15 protein-coding genes are annotated in these 14999 nt (G+C 59.2%); 2 read left to right on the top strand and 13 right to left on the bottom strand.

The features are described 5' to 3' along the window. Positions 1-34: 34 nt before the first annotated feature. The 11 genes from ACM6IQ_RS03385 to ACM6IQ_RS03335 form a co-directional block, all read right to left on the bottom strand. The gene (locus ACM6IQ_RS03385) at positions 35-2128 is read right to left on the bottom strand and encodes an LTA synthase family protein (protein ID WP_017340070.1); all 2094 of its coding nucleotides are present in this window, start codon (positions 2126-2128) and stop codon (positions 35-37) included. A gap of 109 nt (positions 2129-2237) precedes the next feature. Beyond that, positions 2238-2450: a hypothetical protein gene (locus ACM6IQ_RS03380; RefSeq protein WP_414878071.1), complete on the bottom strand. Its 213-nt coding sequence runs from the start codon at positions 2448-2450 to the stop codon at positions 2238-2240. A 16-nt stretch (positions 2451-2466) separates the two neighbouring features. Beyond that, entirely contained in the window at positions 2467-3072 is a 606-nt protein-coding gene (locus tag ACM6IQ_RS03375) for an START domain-containing protein (protein ID WP_414878070.1), read from the bottom strand. A gap of 41 nt (positions 3073-3113) precedes the next feature. Beyond that, positions 3114-3368: a YkgJ family cysteine cluster protein gene (locus ACM6IQ_RS03370; protein ID WP_017340073.1), complete on the bottom strand. Its 255-nt coding sequence runs from the start codon at positions 3366-3368 to the stop codon at positions 3114-3116. A 164-nt stretch (positions 3369-3532) separates the two neighbouring features. Then, complete coding sequence (locus ACM6IQ_RS03365; RefSeq protein WP_414878069.1) at positions 3533-4006, bottom strand: translation initiation factor 2; 474 nt, start codon at positions 4004-4006, stop codon at positions 3533-3535. 88 nt (positions 4007-4094) lie between these two features. Beyond that, entirely contained in the window at positions 4095-5534 is a 1440-nt protein-coding gene (locus ACM6IQ_RS03360) for a PLP-dependent aminotransferase family protein (protein WP_017340075.1), read from the bottom strand. A 286-nt stretch (positions 5535-5820) separates the two neighbouring features. After that, positions 5821-6633, bottom strand: a complete 813-nt coding sequence (locus tag ACM6IQ_RS03355) for an OmpA family protein (RefSeq protein WP_052909718.1) — start codon at positions 6631-6633, stop codon at positions 5821-5823. Next, positions 6630-6986: a DUF4398 domain-containing protein gene (locus ACM6IQ_RS03350; RefSeq protein WP_017340077.1), complete on the bottom strand. Its 357-nt coding sequence runs from the start codon at positions 6984-6986 to the stop codon at positions 6630-6632. The genes ACM6IQ_RS03355 and ACM6IQ_RS03350 overlap by 4 nt, the downstream gene beginning before the upstream one ends. 9 nt (positions 6987-6995) lie before the next feature. Continuing rightward, positions 6996-7820, bottom strand: a complete 825-nt coding sequence (locus ACM6IQ_RS03345; RefSeq protein WP_017340078.1) for a substrate-binding periplasmic protein — start codon at positions 7818-7820, stop codon at positions 6996-6998. 80 nt (positions 7821-7900) lie between these two features. Next, entirely contained in the window at positions 7901-8830 is a 930-nt protein-coding gene (locus ACM6IQ_RS03340) for an electron transfer flavoprotein subunit alpha/FixB family protein (protein WP_017340079.1), read from the bottom strand. A 2-nt stretch (positions 8831-8832) separates the two neighbouring features. Continuing rightward, on the bottom strand, positions 8833-9582 hold the full coding sequence (locus ACM6IQ_RS03335) for an electron transfer flavoprotein subunit beta/FixA family protein (RefSeq protein ID WP_017340080.1): 750 nt from the start codon (positions 9580-9582) through the stop codon (positions 8833-8835). 547 nt (positions 9583-10129) lie between these two features. Here ACM6IQ_RS03335 and ACM6IQ_RS03330 point away from each other — a divergent pair. Then, a complete protein-coding gene (locus ACM6IQ_RS03330) occupies positions 10130-11794 on the top strand; it encodes an electron transfer flavoprotein-ubiquinone oxidoreductase (RefSeq protein ID WP_414878068.1) in 1665 nt (554 codons plus the stop codon). Positions 11795-12065: 271 nt separating this feature from the next. On the opposite strand, the gene ACM6IQ_RS03325 is transcribed toward ACM6IQ_RS03330, so the two are convergent. Beyond that, positions 12066-12956, bottom strand: coding sequence for an AraC family transcriptional regulator (locus ACM6IQ_RS03325; RefSeq protein ID WP_017340082.1), 891 nt, complete (start codon positions 12954-12956; stop codon positions 12066-12068). A 190-nt stretch (positions 12957-13146) separates the two neighbouring features. Here ACM6IQ_RS03325 and ACM6IQ_RS03320 point away from each other — a divergent pair, with 190 nt between their 5' ends. Next, on the top strand, positions 13147-14199 hold the full coding sequence (locus ACM6IQ_RS03320; RefSeq protein ID WP_414878067.1) for an NAD(P)-dependent alcohol dehydrogenase: 1053 nt from the start codon (positions 13147-13149) through the stop codon (positions 14197-14199). On the opposite strand, the gene ACM6IQ_RS03315 is transcribed toward ACM6IQ_RS03320, so the two are convergent. Next, on the bottom strand, positions 14196-14999 hold the full coding sequence (locus ACM6IQ_RS03315) for an IclR family transcriptional regulator (RefSeq protein ID WP_008152270.1): 804 nt from the start codon (positions 14997-14999) through the stop codon (positions 14196-14198). The two genes, ACM6IQ_RS03320 and ACM6IQ_RS03315, sit on opposite strands and share 4 nt — an antisense overlap.

Genomic DNA, 14999 nt, shown 5'->3' with positions numbered 1-14999 from the left:
CCTTCAAGGGCCTCTTTTTTATTGCGCCGAAAACTTAGTCCGGCTTGCCGTCAACCACACCGGCGGTGTTGTCGATCAGGCTTTTGGTCGCCGTCTGGATGAACGACTCGAGTTTCTGTTTAAGGGCCGCTTCGTCAGCGGACGCCGGGATCAATTCGCCTTTCGGATTGGCGCCGAGTTCGTATTGATACAGCTTCGGCGGCATCTCTTTGGGCAGTACCAACACGCGGTCTGCGGTCAACAACGCTACGGTCTGATCGCTACCCGACGGTTTGATCACGCCGAAACCCTTGTCGCCTTCCGGCAGGTTCAGCAAGTCACGGCCCCAGCACTGGTGGATCACGTCGCCACCGATACGGCCCATGATGGTCGGCACGATGTCGATCTGGGTGCCGACGGTGTGGTCGACCTGGCCGAACTTGTCCTGCACGCCCGGCCCGATCAGCAACATCGGCACGTTGAAACGGCCGAGGTCCATTTCCGTGATCTGCTGCTCATTGCCGAAGCCGTGGTCGCCGACGATCACGAACAGGGTTTCCTTGAAATAAGGCTCCTTGCGCGCCTTCTCGAAGAACTGACCGAGCGCCCAGTCGGAGTAACGCATGGCGGTCAAATGTTCATTGAGGCTGCCACGGTCGGTCACGCGCTCGACCGGCAACGGAGTCGGCAAAGCGTATGGCGTGTGGTTGGACAAGGTTTGCAGCAAGGCATAGAAGGGCTTTTTGTCCTTGCCGTCGCGGGCCTTCAACTCTTCCAGGCCACGGTTGAACATGTCCTGGTCGGACACGCCCCAGGTCGGGTCGGAGAACACCGGGTTAACGAAGTCGTTACGTCCGATGAAGTTGGTCATGCCCTGGTTGCTGAAAAAGCCCGACTGGTTGTCCCAGGCGAAGTCGCCGTTGTAGACATACACGTCGTCGTAGTCACGGGCACTGAGCAATTGCGGCAGGCCAGACAGCTTGTGGCTGCCTTCCGGCGTTTGCATCAGGTATTCGAAACCCGGCAGGTTCGGGAAGCAGGCCATGGTGGCGAACATACCCTGGTGGGTGTGCGTGCCGTTGGAGAAGAAGCGGTCGAACAACAGGCCTTCTTTCGACAGGTTGTCGAAGTATGGCGTGACGTTGCCCGGACGCCCCAGCGCGCCCACCGAGTGACCGGCGAAGCTTTCCATCAGGATCACGACGACGTTTTTGATCGGCAGGGTCTTGTCGGCATTCGGGGTGTAGTTGCGGCGGACAGCGGCCGTTTCCGGATCGACCAGTTTATCGCTGGGCGTCAGCAACATGTCACGCACAGTCTGCTGGGCCAGTGGCTGCTCCAGTGTGGCTTTCCAGATGTTGTCGCGTTCTTCGGACATCCGGCTCTTGGCTGCCGCAATCAGCGAGAGCGTGCCGTTCAGGCCCAACTGGTTGGCGAAGTTCGAGTCGGTGGTGTAGACGTCACCCCAGCGCAGTGGCGGACCCTGGCGCAGGGTGCCGCGAGCCGCGACCACGCAGACCAGCAAACACACCACAAACACTGTAATGCGCGCGTACCACGGGGCGATCTGGCGAGTGCCGATGCTGCCGCCGCTGAACGGGCCGCGAGGACGGGTTGCACGGTCGGCCCCCTTGAACGCCAGGGTCAGGATCAAGGTGCCCACGGCCCAGGCCAGCAGGTAGCGAACTACCGGAAAACCGTACCAGAGCATGCTCATCACGGTTTTCGGGTCTTCCTTCACATACTGGAAGACCAGGCCGTTGAGGCGCTGGTGGAACTCGCGGTAGAAGTCCATCTCCATCAGGCCGAGGAACAACGCGATGCTCGAAGCGATGGTCAGCCAGAAACGGAAGAACCCTCGGGCCGCCATGGCACGGGCGCTGAACAGAGCCAACAACAGCGGGATGCTGAGGTAGACCACCAGGCGCAGGTCGAAGCGCAGACCGTTGGCGAACGCTTCCAAAAAGGTCGAGGCCGGGGTGTCGAGGATCATCTCGCGGTTGTAGAGCAGCAGCGCCACGCGCAGCAGGCTGAACATGACCATCATGACCAGGGCACACAGCAACGTGTAGGCCAGATGCGATTTGACGGTCGGTTGCAGCAGGCGACTAGAAGCTCGCTGCTGACTCAGGGCGTCCGGGATTGCCATTTCGTTTTAGGACCCATTGGAAGTTGAAGTTTCAAAATAAAGCTGCGCCCTGCCCTCTGTCGGCCAGTTATCGGCCCCGGGGTTTGCGCGGTGCGCAAATGTTGCACGATCAATCGCGGCATTGCCATTGATTACTGACCAGCACGACTGGCGCGGGCGAATTGTCTTGGAGGCTTTGTGAAAATTTCGTGCAACGCATATTCGGAAACATAAAAAAGATCAGCGAGTAGCTGTCTTGGGAGGTGTTTTCTACCTTGGGCATATCCGTTTTTTTGGTGACGGCGGAACCAATAGCCGCCGCCGCAGCAATGGATATGTACACCCACCCCCCAAGGCAATTACTTCTCAGCCCGCTCCTTCAGCGCCTTCAAAGTATTGAACGGCGCATCAACCACAAACTTGTTGGCCACCATCGACGGAATGCTCCCACCCGGTTCAGTGTGAACCTGATAAGTCACTTCGACCTGATCCCCCTTGGGCACCAACCTCCAGAACCCCTCAACCTTGGTAACCCGCACAAAACCTTTCTCTTCGGGAATGTACTTCGGCACCCCTTCGAGCTTGCGCGTCAGGCTGCCATCGGGGCCTTCGGTGGTCGTGATATGCAGCACCGAATCACGCGCAGTCACCGGCCATGGGGTATTGAACTGGGTGTAGGTCCAGCTCTGGTCACCTTCGTGCTTGAGCAGCTTCTGCATTTTGCACTCGTGAATCCAGGTACAGGCGCCTGCCACGTCTTCCTGGAGTGCGCGCAGTTTGGCCATGGTGGTTTTCATCAGGGTAACGCCCTGATAAGCCTTGTAGTCGGAGCCGGCCACTTCGCTCAAGGACACCTTGATGCCGTCTTCATTCTTGGCCACCTTCCAGTCTTCGGCCTGTGCGGCGGAAGTCGCCAACACCACCGTCAAACCACACAACACAGCCATACGATGCAGCGAACCCATAGTCTTATTCCTTGTTGTTGAAGTTCCGTTCGTAGAACACATCACGCAGCCGTCATCTGCTCCCACCAGCCCAGCAATCTGATCGCTTCGTCACTGCTGCTTCCGCAGACTTCGACGTCGGCTTCGAACGCCGAACACACGGCAGGACGTTCCGGTTGGCCGAAAATACTGCACAGGTTTTCGACAGAGAGTTGTACGCAACGTTCTCCGGCGGCTTTGCCGTTGGGCATGCCGGGAATCGGCGAACTGATGGAAGGGGCAATGCAACAGGCGCCACAGCCTTCACGGCATTTCATGACGACGAGCTCCTCGCGAAGGGCGATGTGTTAAAGGACGGGGCACAGAGTAACCGCTAAAACAGTTGTTTTAAATTGCCGGAGGCAGGGTTTTTACGCTTGATCGAACGTGACTGACCAGTCTCCGACAAAGCGTCTGGCGAATGGGTCACAGAGCAAAGAAATTATCGTTTGAACTCGAACTCCAGCGCGGCACCATCAACGTCACGACGTTCTTCGTTACGCAGTTGCAACTTCATTTCGTTGCTGATCAGTCGCCCGTTGAGCTGAAAGGGGGAGCTGCCGGCCTTGTCACCGAACATTTGCGGCAACACGGCGTCGTGCCGGGGCAATGGAACTGTACCGATCGGCTTTAACTCTTCGGCCATCTCTTCGGGCAGACTCAAATCCAGGTCAGCCGAAGGCAGTCGGGTTTTCACGACCTCGCTGGCAGCCTTGGACTTGGACGCAATGGGCGGACGCTTCTTCACCTTGGCCACGTTCTTTTTGGCCGGAGCAGCTTTCTTGACCGGTGCGGCTTTTTTCGAAGCCGTGCTTGCGGCGTTTTTTTCCGGAACGGAAGCCGCCATGATGCTTTCCGCTTGGAAGGTCATCAACAGGCAGATCGAAAGCCAGACGGCGGAAAAAATCGGTTTCATGGACCCAACGGAGCGAGCGGCACTATCGGCAGTGCCATATGCTCGCTTGTTGGACGCAACATGACAAGCTCGGGTGGGAAACGCACCCTCAAATGCCGCCCGCCATCTCCTGGCAAAGTTGCGTGGCGAGCATCCCCAGAGTCATCAAGGCACGCTCGGCTTCGCGGTTCCACGGCGTACCGCAATTGAGCCGGATGCAGTGATTGAACTGCTCGGTGTTACTGAAAATCAGCCCCGGCGCAATGCTGATGCCTTGCTGCAAAGCCCGTACATGCAGTTCTTGCGTGTTGACCCGGCCTGGCAGGCTCACCCACAGAATGAAACCGCCGGTCGGCCGGGTCATCTGCGTGCCTTCCGGGAAATACTGCTGCACCGCGAGCTGGAAAGCGCTGAGGTTCTTGCGATATTCCTGCCGGATGTAGCGCAGATGTCGGTCGTAACCACCATTTTCCAGATACGCCGCAATGCCCATCTGCGTGACGCTGCAAGCGGAATGCGTACTGAAGGTCTGCAGGCGCTGGATTTCCTGCTGGTACTTGCCGGCGATCATCCAGCCGATCCGCACGCCTGGCGACAGGGTCTTGGAGAAGCTTGAGCAATAGATCACCCGATCCAGCCGGTCGTAAGCCTTGAGTGACTTGGTGCGGCCCTGTTCGAACATCAGTTCGCCGTAGATATCGTCCTCAACCACCTGGATGTCGAAATCCGAGGCCAGGCGCAGCAGTTGTTTCTGCCGCTCTTCGGGCATGGTGCCGCCGAGCGGGTTGCTCAGGCGTGTGGTCAGCACCAGCGCCTTGATCGACCATTGATTGGCTGCCAGTTGCAGCGCTTCAAGGCTCATGCCAGTGGCCGGATCGCTGGGGATCTCGATGACTTTGAGGCCCAGCAGGTCAGCCAGTTGCAACAAACCGTAATAGGTCGGCGACTCGGCGGCGATCAAGTCCCCCGGCCGGGTCAGCACGCGCAGGGACATCTGCAAGGCATCGACACAGCCGTGGGTGATCACCACTTCGGACGGATCGACCACCACACCTGCGTCGCGCATGCGAATGGCCACCTGGCGGCGCAGCGGCTCGAAACCGGGGCTGAACATGTAGCTGAAAGCGCGCGGGCTATGGAAACGGGTGACCTTGGCCAGTTGCTGATGCAACGCCCGCACCGGCAGGTAATCGACGCTCGGCACGGCCGCGCCCAAGGGGAACACGCCCTCGCGGCGGGACTCGACCAATACTTGTTGAATGATGCTGCTGCGGGTGACCAGACCGGGGCGCTCTACCCGAGCGATGTCCGGGGTCGGCGCAGTCAGGGCCGGTGTCTGGTGCACGTAGTAACCCGACTGCGGCCGGGCGCGGATCAGCCCCTGATCTTCGAGATTGGCGTAGGCCTGCAACACCGTGGCATGGCTGACGTTGAGCTGCGAGCTCATCTTGCGCACCGAAGGCACGCGCTCCCCCGGTTGATAGACACCACGACGGATGTCTTCGGCCAGTTGCTGAGCAATACGTTGGTAGAGCAAGAGATTGGTCATGACGCAGCACTCGATTTCACGGGCATTTTATTCTTGTGTGAAACAATACCGGAACAGTTTAGAAGTGTACGGGGACAGTTGCCACAATAGTCGACGGTACAGTGCAGTGTCAGCAAAAACTGTACTGTTTTTTACTGAAAGCGTGCGGCAATCGGCACGCAAAAAAAAACCGGCGCTGACGGGCAGGCCGGGTTGTAGGTGTTGTCGAGTGAAACGAGGCTGCGATCTTTCCAGGCCCACTTGAGTATCAAGAGCAAGATCAAAAGATCGCAGGGGCTGCCAGCGCCTACCGGGTGGCGCCGAGCTGGCCTTTTTCGTCGGAGAACACAATTTCCACCCGCCGGTTCTGCGCACGGCCCCGTTCGGAGGCGTTCACGTCCACCGGGTATTCGTCACCATACCCTTCGACCTGGATGCGTTTATCGTCGATGCCCAGGTCCATCAGCACATCGGCCACCGATTGCGCGCGGTCACGGGACAACTTGAGGTTTTCCTGCTTGCCACCGGTACTGTCGGCGTAGCCTTCGATGCGTACGACGCGCTTGGGGTTGAGCTGCAGGAACTGCACGATTTTCAACACCACGCGGTTCGCCGAGTTTTTCAACTCCGCTTCGCCGGTATCGAACAGCACGTCGCCCAGGGTCATCACCAGGCCACGGTCGGTCTGGGTCGTGGCGAGCGCGACAATCTGTTCTTCGAGCCACTTGCCCTGTTGCTGCACGCTGAGCAACTTGGACTCGCGCAAGGCCAGTTGCAGGCGTTGACGCTCCAGTTCGAGCTTCGCCGCGCGCTCCTCATTGAGCACCTGATTGGTGTGCTCTCGGGCGATTTCGCTGTAGCGCCGGCTCAGGTAAGCGTAATGGACCACGTCCGAACCGCTACCCCAGTAGCTGGACAGGCGGTCGGCGCGGGCCAGGGACTCTCCGGCGCGAATCACGTCTTTCGGCGCGATTCGCAGCACGTTGGAATCTTCCTTGACCTTCTGGAAGTCGGCACCGGCGTTTTGCAATGCGGTTTCGCTGTGCTGGCCGGCGCAGCCATACAGGCTGGCGCAACCCGCCAGGATCAATCCGCCGATGGCGCGGGACTTGAGGCTCATTGGGCATCTCCCACTTGCTTGCGCAGACGGGTGATACGGGTATTGAGCACGTTCAACTGCTCCTCGCTTTTAAGGGTCAGGACCTTGGCTTCGGCCAAACGCGCATCCAGCTCGGCCTGTTCAGCGCGCATCCGCGCATGCTTGTAGGACTCGTCCGCCATGTCGCCCTGGGCACGGCTGAACTTGTCTTCGGCCAGTTTCAGTTCCGGCACCTCGTCGGCAGTGGCACCCACGGCTTTGGCTTGTATCAAGGCCTGTTCGGTCAGGCGAATTTGTTCATTCGGCGCCGGATCGGCTGCACAACCCGCCAGAGCCAGAACGGCCAGGGCTGCGAAAAGAGGTCGAATACTCACTAAAAATCCCTACTGTTTTGGGGTACTGGCGGGTTGTTGTTGCTGCGCTTTCCAACGCTCGATGTTGCGTTGCAGCGCGGCTTCCGTCAGTCCGGACGCGGGCAATTCTGTCATCTTTTTGGCCAGCTGTCCGCGCAACCACGGATCGTTGCAGGCGGAGTTATGGGAAACCGCGAGGTACAGGCCGGGTTTGTCGACCGGTTGTGGACGCGCCACCAGATCGTTGGCCATGCTCAGTGCCTGCGCGGCCGCCATGCCGGAGTAGCGTCCGGCGAGAACAAATTCCACCTCGCCCAACAGCAGTTTCTGAAGGGCTTGGGTGAGGTTTGGTGTACGGATGAGGGTCAATTGCTGCTCGGCGAACGTCCCAAATGCCGTGGTCATCCGAAACTTTTCCGACACTGCGCCGGGATGACCGTGGAGGTCCTGGGCTTCGTTGTAGACCAGTGGCGAATCCTTTCGGGTCCAGACCAGGTAATCGTTTTCCAGCAACGGCGGATGAATGTAATCCAGGGTTTCCAGTTCGCTGACCGTCAACGGCGCATCCGCCAGCATGTCCATGCGCCCGCTGCGCACTTCATCGAGGGCCTGGGAGCGTTTGCCGGCGTACAGCAACTCGACCTTGATGCCCAACTCCCCTGCCACGTGCTGCAACAAATCGGCACTGGCGCCGATCAGGTGCTTGGGATTTTGCGGGTCTTGCCACAGGTACGGCGGCGCATCCGGGCTGCCGGTGACCACCAGGCGTTCGCACTTGCCCGCGGCGACAGACAGTGTTGGCAACACCGTCAGGCCCAACAGCAATGACCAACCGAACACTCGGCGCAAATCCATGGCGACACTCTCCCACTCAAATCCGGAACAAAAAAAAGCCCGACCAAAAGGTCGGGCTCTTTATAGGTCAAGCCGCTGGATTAGACCAGCTTCTCGAACTCAGGGATGGCTTCGAACAGGTCCGCCACCAGGCCGTAATCGGCCACCTGGAAGATCGGCGCTTCTTCATCCTTGTTGATCGCAACGATCACTTTGGAGTCTTTCATGCCGGCCAGGTGCTGGATCGCGCCGGAGATACCGACGGCGATGTACAGCTGTGGAGCAACGATCTTGCCGGTCTGACCGACCTGCATGTCGTTGGGTACGAAACCTGCGTCGACCGCGGCGCGGGAAGCACCAACGGCAGCGCCCAGCTTGTCGGCCAGGGCGTACAGGTGTTTGAAGTTGTCGCCGTTCTGCATGCCGCGACCGCCGGAAACGACGATTTTGGCAGCGGTCAGCTCCGGACGATCGGACTTGGCCAGTTCTTCACCAACGAAGCTGGAAGTGCCGGCGTTGTGCGCAGCAGCAACCGCTTCAACGGCAGCCGAACCACCTTCAGCCGCGACCGGATCGAAACCGGTGGCGCGAACGGTGATGACTTTGACCGCAGCGTTCGACTGAACGGTCGCGATGGCGTTACCGGCGTAGATCGGGCGCTTGAAGGTGTCAGCGCTTTCGACCGAGATGATCTCGGAGATCTGGTCAACGTCCAGCTGGGCGGCAACGCGCGGCAGGATGTTTTTGCCGTTGGAAGTCGCGGCAGCCAGGATGTGGCTGTAGCCAGCGCCCAATTCGGCTACCAGCGGCGCAACGTTTTCCGGCAGTTGGTGAGCGTAGGCGGCGTTGTCGGCCACCAGCACTTTTGCCACGCCAGCGATTTTCGCAGCGGCTTCAGCCACGGCGCCAGCGCCTTGACCGGCAACCAGCACGTGGATGTCGCCGCCGATTTTGGCAGCAGCGGCCACGGTGTTCAGCGTGGCCGGGGCCAGCACTTTGTTGTCGTGTTCAGCGATTACCAAGATAGTCATGATTAGATTACCTTCGCTTCGTTTTTCAGTTTCTCGACCAGTTCAGCCACCGACTTGACCTTGATGCCCGCGCTGCGTGCAGCCGGCGCTTCGACTTTCACGGTCTTGTTGGTGGAGGCGGTGGAAACGCCCAAAGCGTCCGGAGTCAGCACTTCCAGAGGCTTCTTCTTGGCTTTCATGATGTTTGGCAGGGACGCGTAGCGCGGCTCGTTCAAACGCAGGTCGGTGGTGACGATGGCCGGCAGTTTCAGGGAAACGGTCTGCGCGCCGCCGTCGATTTCCCGGGTCACGGCAACGCTGTCGCCGGACACTTCGACTTTCGAAGCGAAGGTGCCCTGACCGTAACCGCTCAGTGCAGCGAGCATCTGGCCAGTCTGGTTGTTGTCGCTGTCGATGGCCTGTTTGCCAAGGATCACCAGCTGAGGCTGTTCCTTGTCGACAACCGCTTTCAACAATTTGGCAACGGCCAGGGAAGTCAGATCTTCAGCGGATTCGACGAGGATGGCGCGGTCGGCACCCAGAGCCAGCGCGGTGCGCAGCTGCTCTTGAGCGGTGGACGGGCCGACGGAAACGACGACGATTTCAGTCGCAACACCTTTCTCTTTCAGGCGTACGGCTTCTTCCACGGCGATTTCGCAGAATGGGTTCATCGACATCTTCACGTTAGCGAGGTCGACGCCGGAATTGTCCGCCTTGACGCGAACCTTGACGTTGTAATCCACAACGCGTTTGACAGCTACAAGAACCTTCATGGATTCCTCGTTACTCTCCGGTGAAAAGAAAGTCGCCTAGGCGAACCTGGCGGTTGATGCTCATCGGGCGCAAGGGCACCTCTAAAAACGCCGGCATACGTGTCAAGTGACCATCGCTCATGAAGTTGATGACCGTTCGTCAGTGGTGACCAACAAGTCATTCAATATCGCGGCGTGTAAACTGCGCGCCAACATTGCACCGCGCATCACCTTGTACTGCCATCGCCCTGTCTTTAGAGGTGCTCTTGAAACCAACAGTCAGCCTACGGCGAGCGCAAAACCGACCGTATCTTGACCGGAACGCCTATTCCGGTCAATACGGCAAAATGGCCAGTCATAAGCCGCGTGACTTTGATTTCTCTGGCTTTGAGCCGATTCAAACAAACGTTTGTATTGGACGCTAGGAGTGGTGTAGATATAATGCGCCACCCAAAGAGAAAGGTGGTTCATCGATTGTCCTCTTCCTGCATTACGCAGGAATTCATGGATGCGACACCAAACCTCCAATTAGAAAAAAAACTGTTGAGCCTTGAGTAGGAGATAACCTGTGGAACGCGAATACATGGAATTCGACGTGGTCATCGTCGGTGCCGGCCCCGCTGGTCTTTCCGCCGCCTGCCGCTTGAAGCAGAAGGCTGCTGAAGCCGGTAAGGAAATCAGCGTCTGCGTGGTCGAAAAAGGCTCCGAAGTCGGTGCTCACATCCTGTCCGGTGCCGTGTTCGAACCACGCGCCCTGAACGAATTGTTCCCGGACTGGAAAGAACTCGGCGCCCCGCTGAACACGCCGGTGACACGCGACGACATCTTCGTTCTCAAGAACGCCGACAGTGCGCAGAAAATTCCTGACCTCTTTGTGCCCAAGACCATGCACAACGAAGGCAACTACATCATCTCCCTGGGCAACCTGTGCCGCTGGCTGGCTCAGCAGGCCGAAAACCTGGGCGTGGAAATCTACCCGGGCTTCGCCGCACAAGAAGCGCTGTTCGACGAGAACGGCGTAGTTCGCGGGATCATCACCGGCGACCTGGGCGTTGACCGCGAAGGTCATCCGAAAGAAGGCCTGTACACCCCGGGCATGGAACTGCGTGGCAAGTACACGCTGTTCGCCGAAGGTTGCCGCGGCCACATCGGCAAGCAGTTGATCAAGCGCTTCAACCTCGACAGCGAAGCCGACGCCCAGCACTACGGCATCGGCCTGAAGGAAATCTGGGAAATCGACCCGGCCAAGCATCAGCCAGGCCTGGTGGTGCACACCGCCGGCTGGCCGCTGGACATCATGGGCACCGAGAACACCGGCGGCTCCTTCCTCTATCACTTGGAAAACAACCAGGTGGTGGTCGGTCTGATCGTCGATCTTTCCTACAGCAACACCTACCTGTCGCCGTTCGACGAGTTCCAGCGCCTCAAGCATCACCCGGTGCTCAAGCAGTACCTGGAAGGCGGCAAGCGCATCAGCTACGGCGCCCGCGCCATCTGCAAAGGCGGCCTGAATTCGCTGCCGAAAATGGTCTTCAAGGGCGGCGCACTGATCGGTTGCGACCTCGGCACCCTGAACTTCGCCAAGATCAAAGGCAGCCACACCGCGATGAAGTCCGGCATGCTCGCCGCTGAATCCGTCGCCGAGGCACTGTTCGCCGAAAAAGACGGCACCGAAGAGCTGACCACTTACGTCGACGCATTCAAGAAGAGCTGGCTCTACGACGAACTGTTCGCCAGCCGCAACTTCGGCCCGGCGATCCACAAATTCGGCGCCATCGTCGGCGGTGGTTTCAACTGGCTGGACCAGAACATCTTCGGCGGCAAACTGCCGTTCACCTTGCACGACACCAAGCCTGATTACGCTTGCCTGAAGCTGGCGGCCGACTGCAAGAAGATCGACTACCCGAAACCGGACGGCAAGATCAGCTTCGACAAACTCAGCTCGGTGTTCATCTCGGGGACCAACCACGAAGAAGAACAGCCTTGCCACTTGAAGCTGACCGATCCAAGCATCCCGATCAGCAAGAACCTGCCGATGTACGATGAACCTGCCCAGCGCTACTGCCCGGCCGGCGTGTACGAAGTGGTGACCAAGGAAGACGGCGAGAAGCGCTTCCAGATCAACGCCCAGAACTGCGTTCACTGCAAGACCTGCGACATCAAGGACCCTGCACAGAACATCACGTGGGTGGCACCGGAAGGTGCTGGCGGACCGACTTACCCGAACATGTAAGTCGAATCGCTGAACAACAAGGCTCCCTAAATGGGCAATGCTGTTCACTTAAGCGCGCTCTTGGATCGTGCATACCTTTGTGGCGAGCGAGCTTGCTCGCGCTGGGCTGCGTAGCGGCCCCAAAAATCTGACAACTATTGCCGAGTTTTGTGAGTGCTACGCACTCAAGCGGGAGCAAGCTCCCTCGCCACAAGTTTCCTTTGATTCAAGACACTCTTAAGTGAACAACAAGGCTCCCTAAATGGGGGCCTTTTTTGTTGCCCACGATTTATCAGGCGGCGCGCTCATCCCCGGGATTGCGCTCAAAGTAGCGCTTGTACTCGCGACTGAACTGCGACGTGCTCTGATACCCGACTCGATGCGCCACCTGCGCCACACCCAACCCTTCGGTGAGCAACAACTGTTGCGCCTTCAGCAAACGCAATCGCTTCAAGTACTGCACCGGCGACAACAAGGTGCTGCGCTTGAAATGCTCATGAAAGGTCGACGCACTCATGTTCGCGCAACTGGCCAGGGTCTCGACGTTCAATGGCTCGGTGTAATGCGCGTGCAGATGACTGAGCGAAGCGGCAACCCGAGCGAATTGGCCCTGTTGTTCCACCAGCGCGCGCAACACATCCGCTTGCGGACCACGCAACGCGACGAACAACAATTCCCGCAACCGCGCCGGCCCCATGATCTGGCATTCCAGCGGATCGTGCAGGCAACGCAACAGCCGTTCCACACAACCACGCATCGCATCGTCGAGCACCGCCGAGGTCATCGACTCGGGTGTCTGCGCAGGAATATTGCGCCCCGGTGCCAGCCCCATGGCCAACACCAACTCACCGAGCAGCACCCGATCGATGGCAATCGAAACCCCAAGCATCGGCCCATCAGGCGCCGAGAAAGTCTCGCACTCAAAAGGCACCGGCAATGCCTGAATCAGGTAATGCCCGGCACCGTACTCCAGCGTACGAGCCCCCAGATACGCCAGTTTGCTGCCCTGGGCGATGATGACCAGACTCGGTTCATAGATCTGCGGACCGCGTGCCACATCACAGCTGGCGCGCAAAACCTGCACGCCCGGCAATGCTGTCGGCGCAAAACCATCGCGAGTGGTCAAAGGCTGGATCAGCGAAACCAGCGTGGCATTGGCATCGAGATGACGGGTCAACAACATGGGAGCTCTTCACAAAAAAGTCGCGGAAATCGGGATGAAAACATCATCGCAGGTCTGATCGCGCATTTGATCCATCGAACGCTGATGCCGGAGGAATAGGCATGACACCCGGAGGAATCGCCATGGCCGGTGACCGGCACCGCGCCCAGAATGCGCCGCCTCACCTGTCACCGCTTTTGCGAGGTTCATCATGTACACCGCCATCGGATACGCCGCTCAATCAGCCACCACTCCCCTCGCCCCCATGAAATTCGAGCGCCGCAGCCCCCGCGCCGACGACGTTGCGATCGACATTCTCTATTGCGGCGTCTGCCATTCCGACATCCACCAGGCACGCAACGAGTGGGGCATTGCCGTTTACCCGCTGATGCCCGGTCACGAGATCGTAGGCAAAGTGACCGCCATCGGTGCGAACGTAACCCGACATAAAGTCGGCGACTTGGTCGGCGTCGGCTGCATGGTCGATTCCTGCCGCAGCTGCGAAGCTTGCCAGGCCAACCTCGAGCAATATTGCCTCGAAGGTCCGACCATGACCTACGCCACACCCGACCGAGTGGATGGCAGCAACACCATGGGCGGCTATTCCGACAGCATCGTCGTCAGTGAACACTTCGTCGTGCGCATTCCGGAAAAGCTCGATCTGGCCAGCGCCGCGCCGATTCTCTGCGCCGGCATCACCACCTACTCGCCGCTCAAACACTACGGCGTCAAGGCCGGCGACAAGGTCGGGATTCTCGGCATGGGCGGCCTCGGCCACATGGGTATCAAGTTTGCCAAGGCGATGGGCGCGGAAGTGACGCTGTTCACCCGTTCGGCAAGCAAGGCTGAAGAAGGTCGTCGCCAGGGTGCGGACCATGTGATCGTGTCCACCGACGCCGGGCAGATGAAGGCAGCAGCAGGCCATTTCGACTTTCTGCTGGACACCATTCCGGTGCAGCACGACCTCAATCCCTACCTCGACACGCTACGTTTCGACGGCGTGCACATTCTGGTCGGGCTGATCGAACCGGTCGATCCAGCGGTCCACGCCGGCAAACTGGTGATGAGCCGTCGCGTACTGGCCGGCTCGCTGATCGGCGGCATCGCCGAAACCCAGGAAGTGCTGGATTTCTGCGCAGAGCACAACATCACCTGCGACATCGAAATGCTCGACATCCGCCAGATCAACGAGGCTTACGCCCGCATGATTGCCGGTGACGTGAAGTACCGTTTCGTCATCGACATGGCGACGCTGAAGGTCTAAACCTTCGCACCCAGTTCTGCCGAGAGCCGGGCCGTGACCCCTTTGATCAGGGGAATCAGCTCGGCCATTTTTTCCAGCGGCATGTACGGCACGGTGCTGGCGATGCTGATGCCGGCAACGATGCGCTTGCTGGCATCACGAATCGGTGCCGCCACGCAGCGGATCGACGGTTCGTTATCTTCCAGATCGAAGGCGTAGCCGCCCGCCACGTACTCGACCATGCGCTGCTGAAATTGCTCCCAGGACTGCTCCGGGTGCTGCGGCCAGAACTGATTTTTCCCACCCGCAGGCAAACTGACTTCGTACAGCCGTTGCCATTCTTCCTGCGTGTCATCGAGCATCAGGGCCTTGCCAATCCCGGTGCGCGCCAACGGCATGCGATGGCCGACCCGCGAGCGCATTTCCGGGCCATTGCGCCCCGGATTCTTGTGCAGGTACAGGACCTCGTCGCCCTCGCGAATCGCCAGGTGGATGGTGTCGCCGGTCAACGCCGACAACTCATCCAGATATGGCCCGGCCAACGTCACCAGCGGCAATTCCTCGCGAGCCTGAAAACCCAACTCAATCAACTTCGGCCCCAACAGATACCCGACTTGCGGCACCACGCGCAGATAACGCTCGTCCACCAGGCAACTGGCCAGACGATGGGTGGTGCTGCGCGTCGTGCCGATCAGCCGGGCGATTTCCTTGAGATCGCGGGCGCCACTGGCCACGGCCTGAACCACACCCAGACCGCGAAGCAGTGTCTGGGTGCCGGTCGGGGCGGCGTCCTTGGCGATTTTTGGGGCGTCTTCCTGCAT

It is taken from the genome of Pseudomonas sp. IT-P100 (genome assembly GCF_949767185.1).
GTDB lineage: Bacteria > Pseudomonadota > Gammaproteobacteria > Pseudomonadales > Pseudomonadaceae > Aquipseudomonas > Aquipseudomonas fluorescens_B.
This window is presented reverse-complemented; position numbering and strand designations above follow the sequence as displayed.

What these genes read in the sequence shown, in the direction of transcription:
- ACM6IQ_RS03385 (WP_017340070.1), bottom strand. Translation starts at nt 2,128, where the DNA reads ATGGCAATCCCGGACGCCCTGAGTCAGCAGCGAGCTTCTAGTCGCCTG.
- ACM6IQ_RS03375 (WP_414878070.1), bottom strand. Translation starts at nt 3,072, where the DNA reads ATGGGTTCGCTGCATCGTATGGCTGTGTTGTGTGGTTTGACGGTGGTG.
- ACM6IQ_RS03370 (WP_017340073.1), bottom strand. Translation starts at nt 3,368, where the DNA reads ATGAAATGCCGTGAAGGCTGTGGCGCCTGTTGCATTGCCCCTTCCATC.
- ACM6IQ_RS03365 (WP_414878069.1), bottom strand. Translation starts at nt 4,006, where the DNA reads ATGAAACCGATTTTTTCCGCCGTCTGGCTTTCGATCTGCCTGTTGATG.
- ACM6IQ_RS03360 (WP_017340075.1), bottom strand. Translation starts at nt 5,534, where the DNA reads ATGACCAATCTCTTGCTCTACCAACGTATTGCTCAGCAACTGGCCGAA.
- ACM6IQ_RS03355 (WP_052909718.1), bottom strand. Translation starts at nt 6,633, where the DNA reads ATGAGCCTCAAGTCCCGCGCCATCGGCGGATTGATCCTGGCGGGTTGC.
- ACM6IQ_RS03345 (WP_017340078.1), bottom strand. Translation starts at nt 7,820, where the DNA reads ATGGATTTGCGCCGAGTGTTCGGTTGGTCATTGCTGTTGGGCCTGACG.
- ACM6IQ_RS03340 (WP_017340079.1), bottom strand. Translation starts at nt 8,830, where the DNA reads ATGACTATCTTGGTAATCGCTGAACACGACAACAAAGTGCTGGCCCCG.
- ACM6IQ_RS03335 (WP_017340080.1), bottom strand. Translation starts at nt 9,582, where the DNA reads ATGAAGGTTCTTGTAGCTGTCAAACGCGTTGTGGATTACAACGTCAAG.
- ACM6IQ_RS03325 (WP_017340082.1), bottom strand. Translation starts at nt 12,956, where the DNA reads ATGTTGTTGACCCGTCATCTCGATGCCAATGCCACGCTGGTTTCGCTG.
- ACM6IQ_RS03320 (WP_414878067.1), top strand. Translation starts at nt 13,147, where the DNA reads ATGTACACCGCCATCGGATACGCCGCTCAATCAGCCACCACTCCCCTC.
- ACM6IQ_RS03315 (WP_008152270.1), bottom strand. Translation starts at nt 14,999, where the DNA reads ATGCAGGAAGACGCCCCAAAAATCGCCAAGGACGCCGCCCCGACCGGC.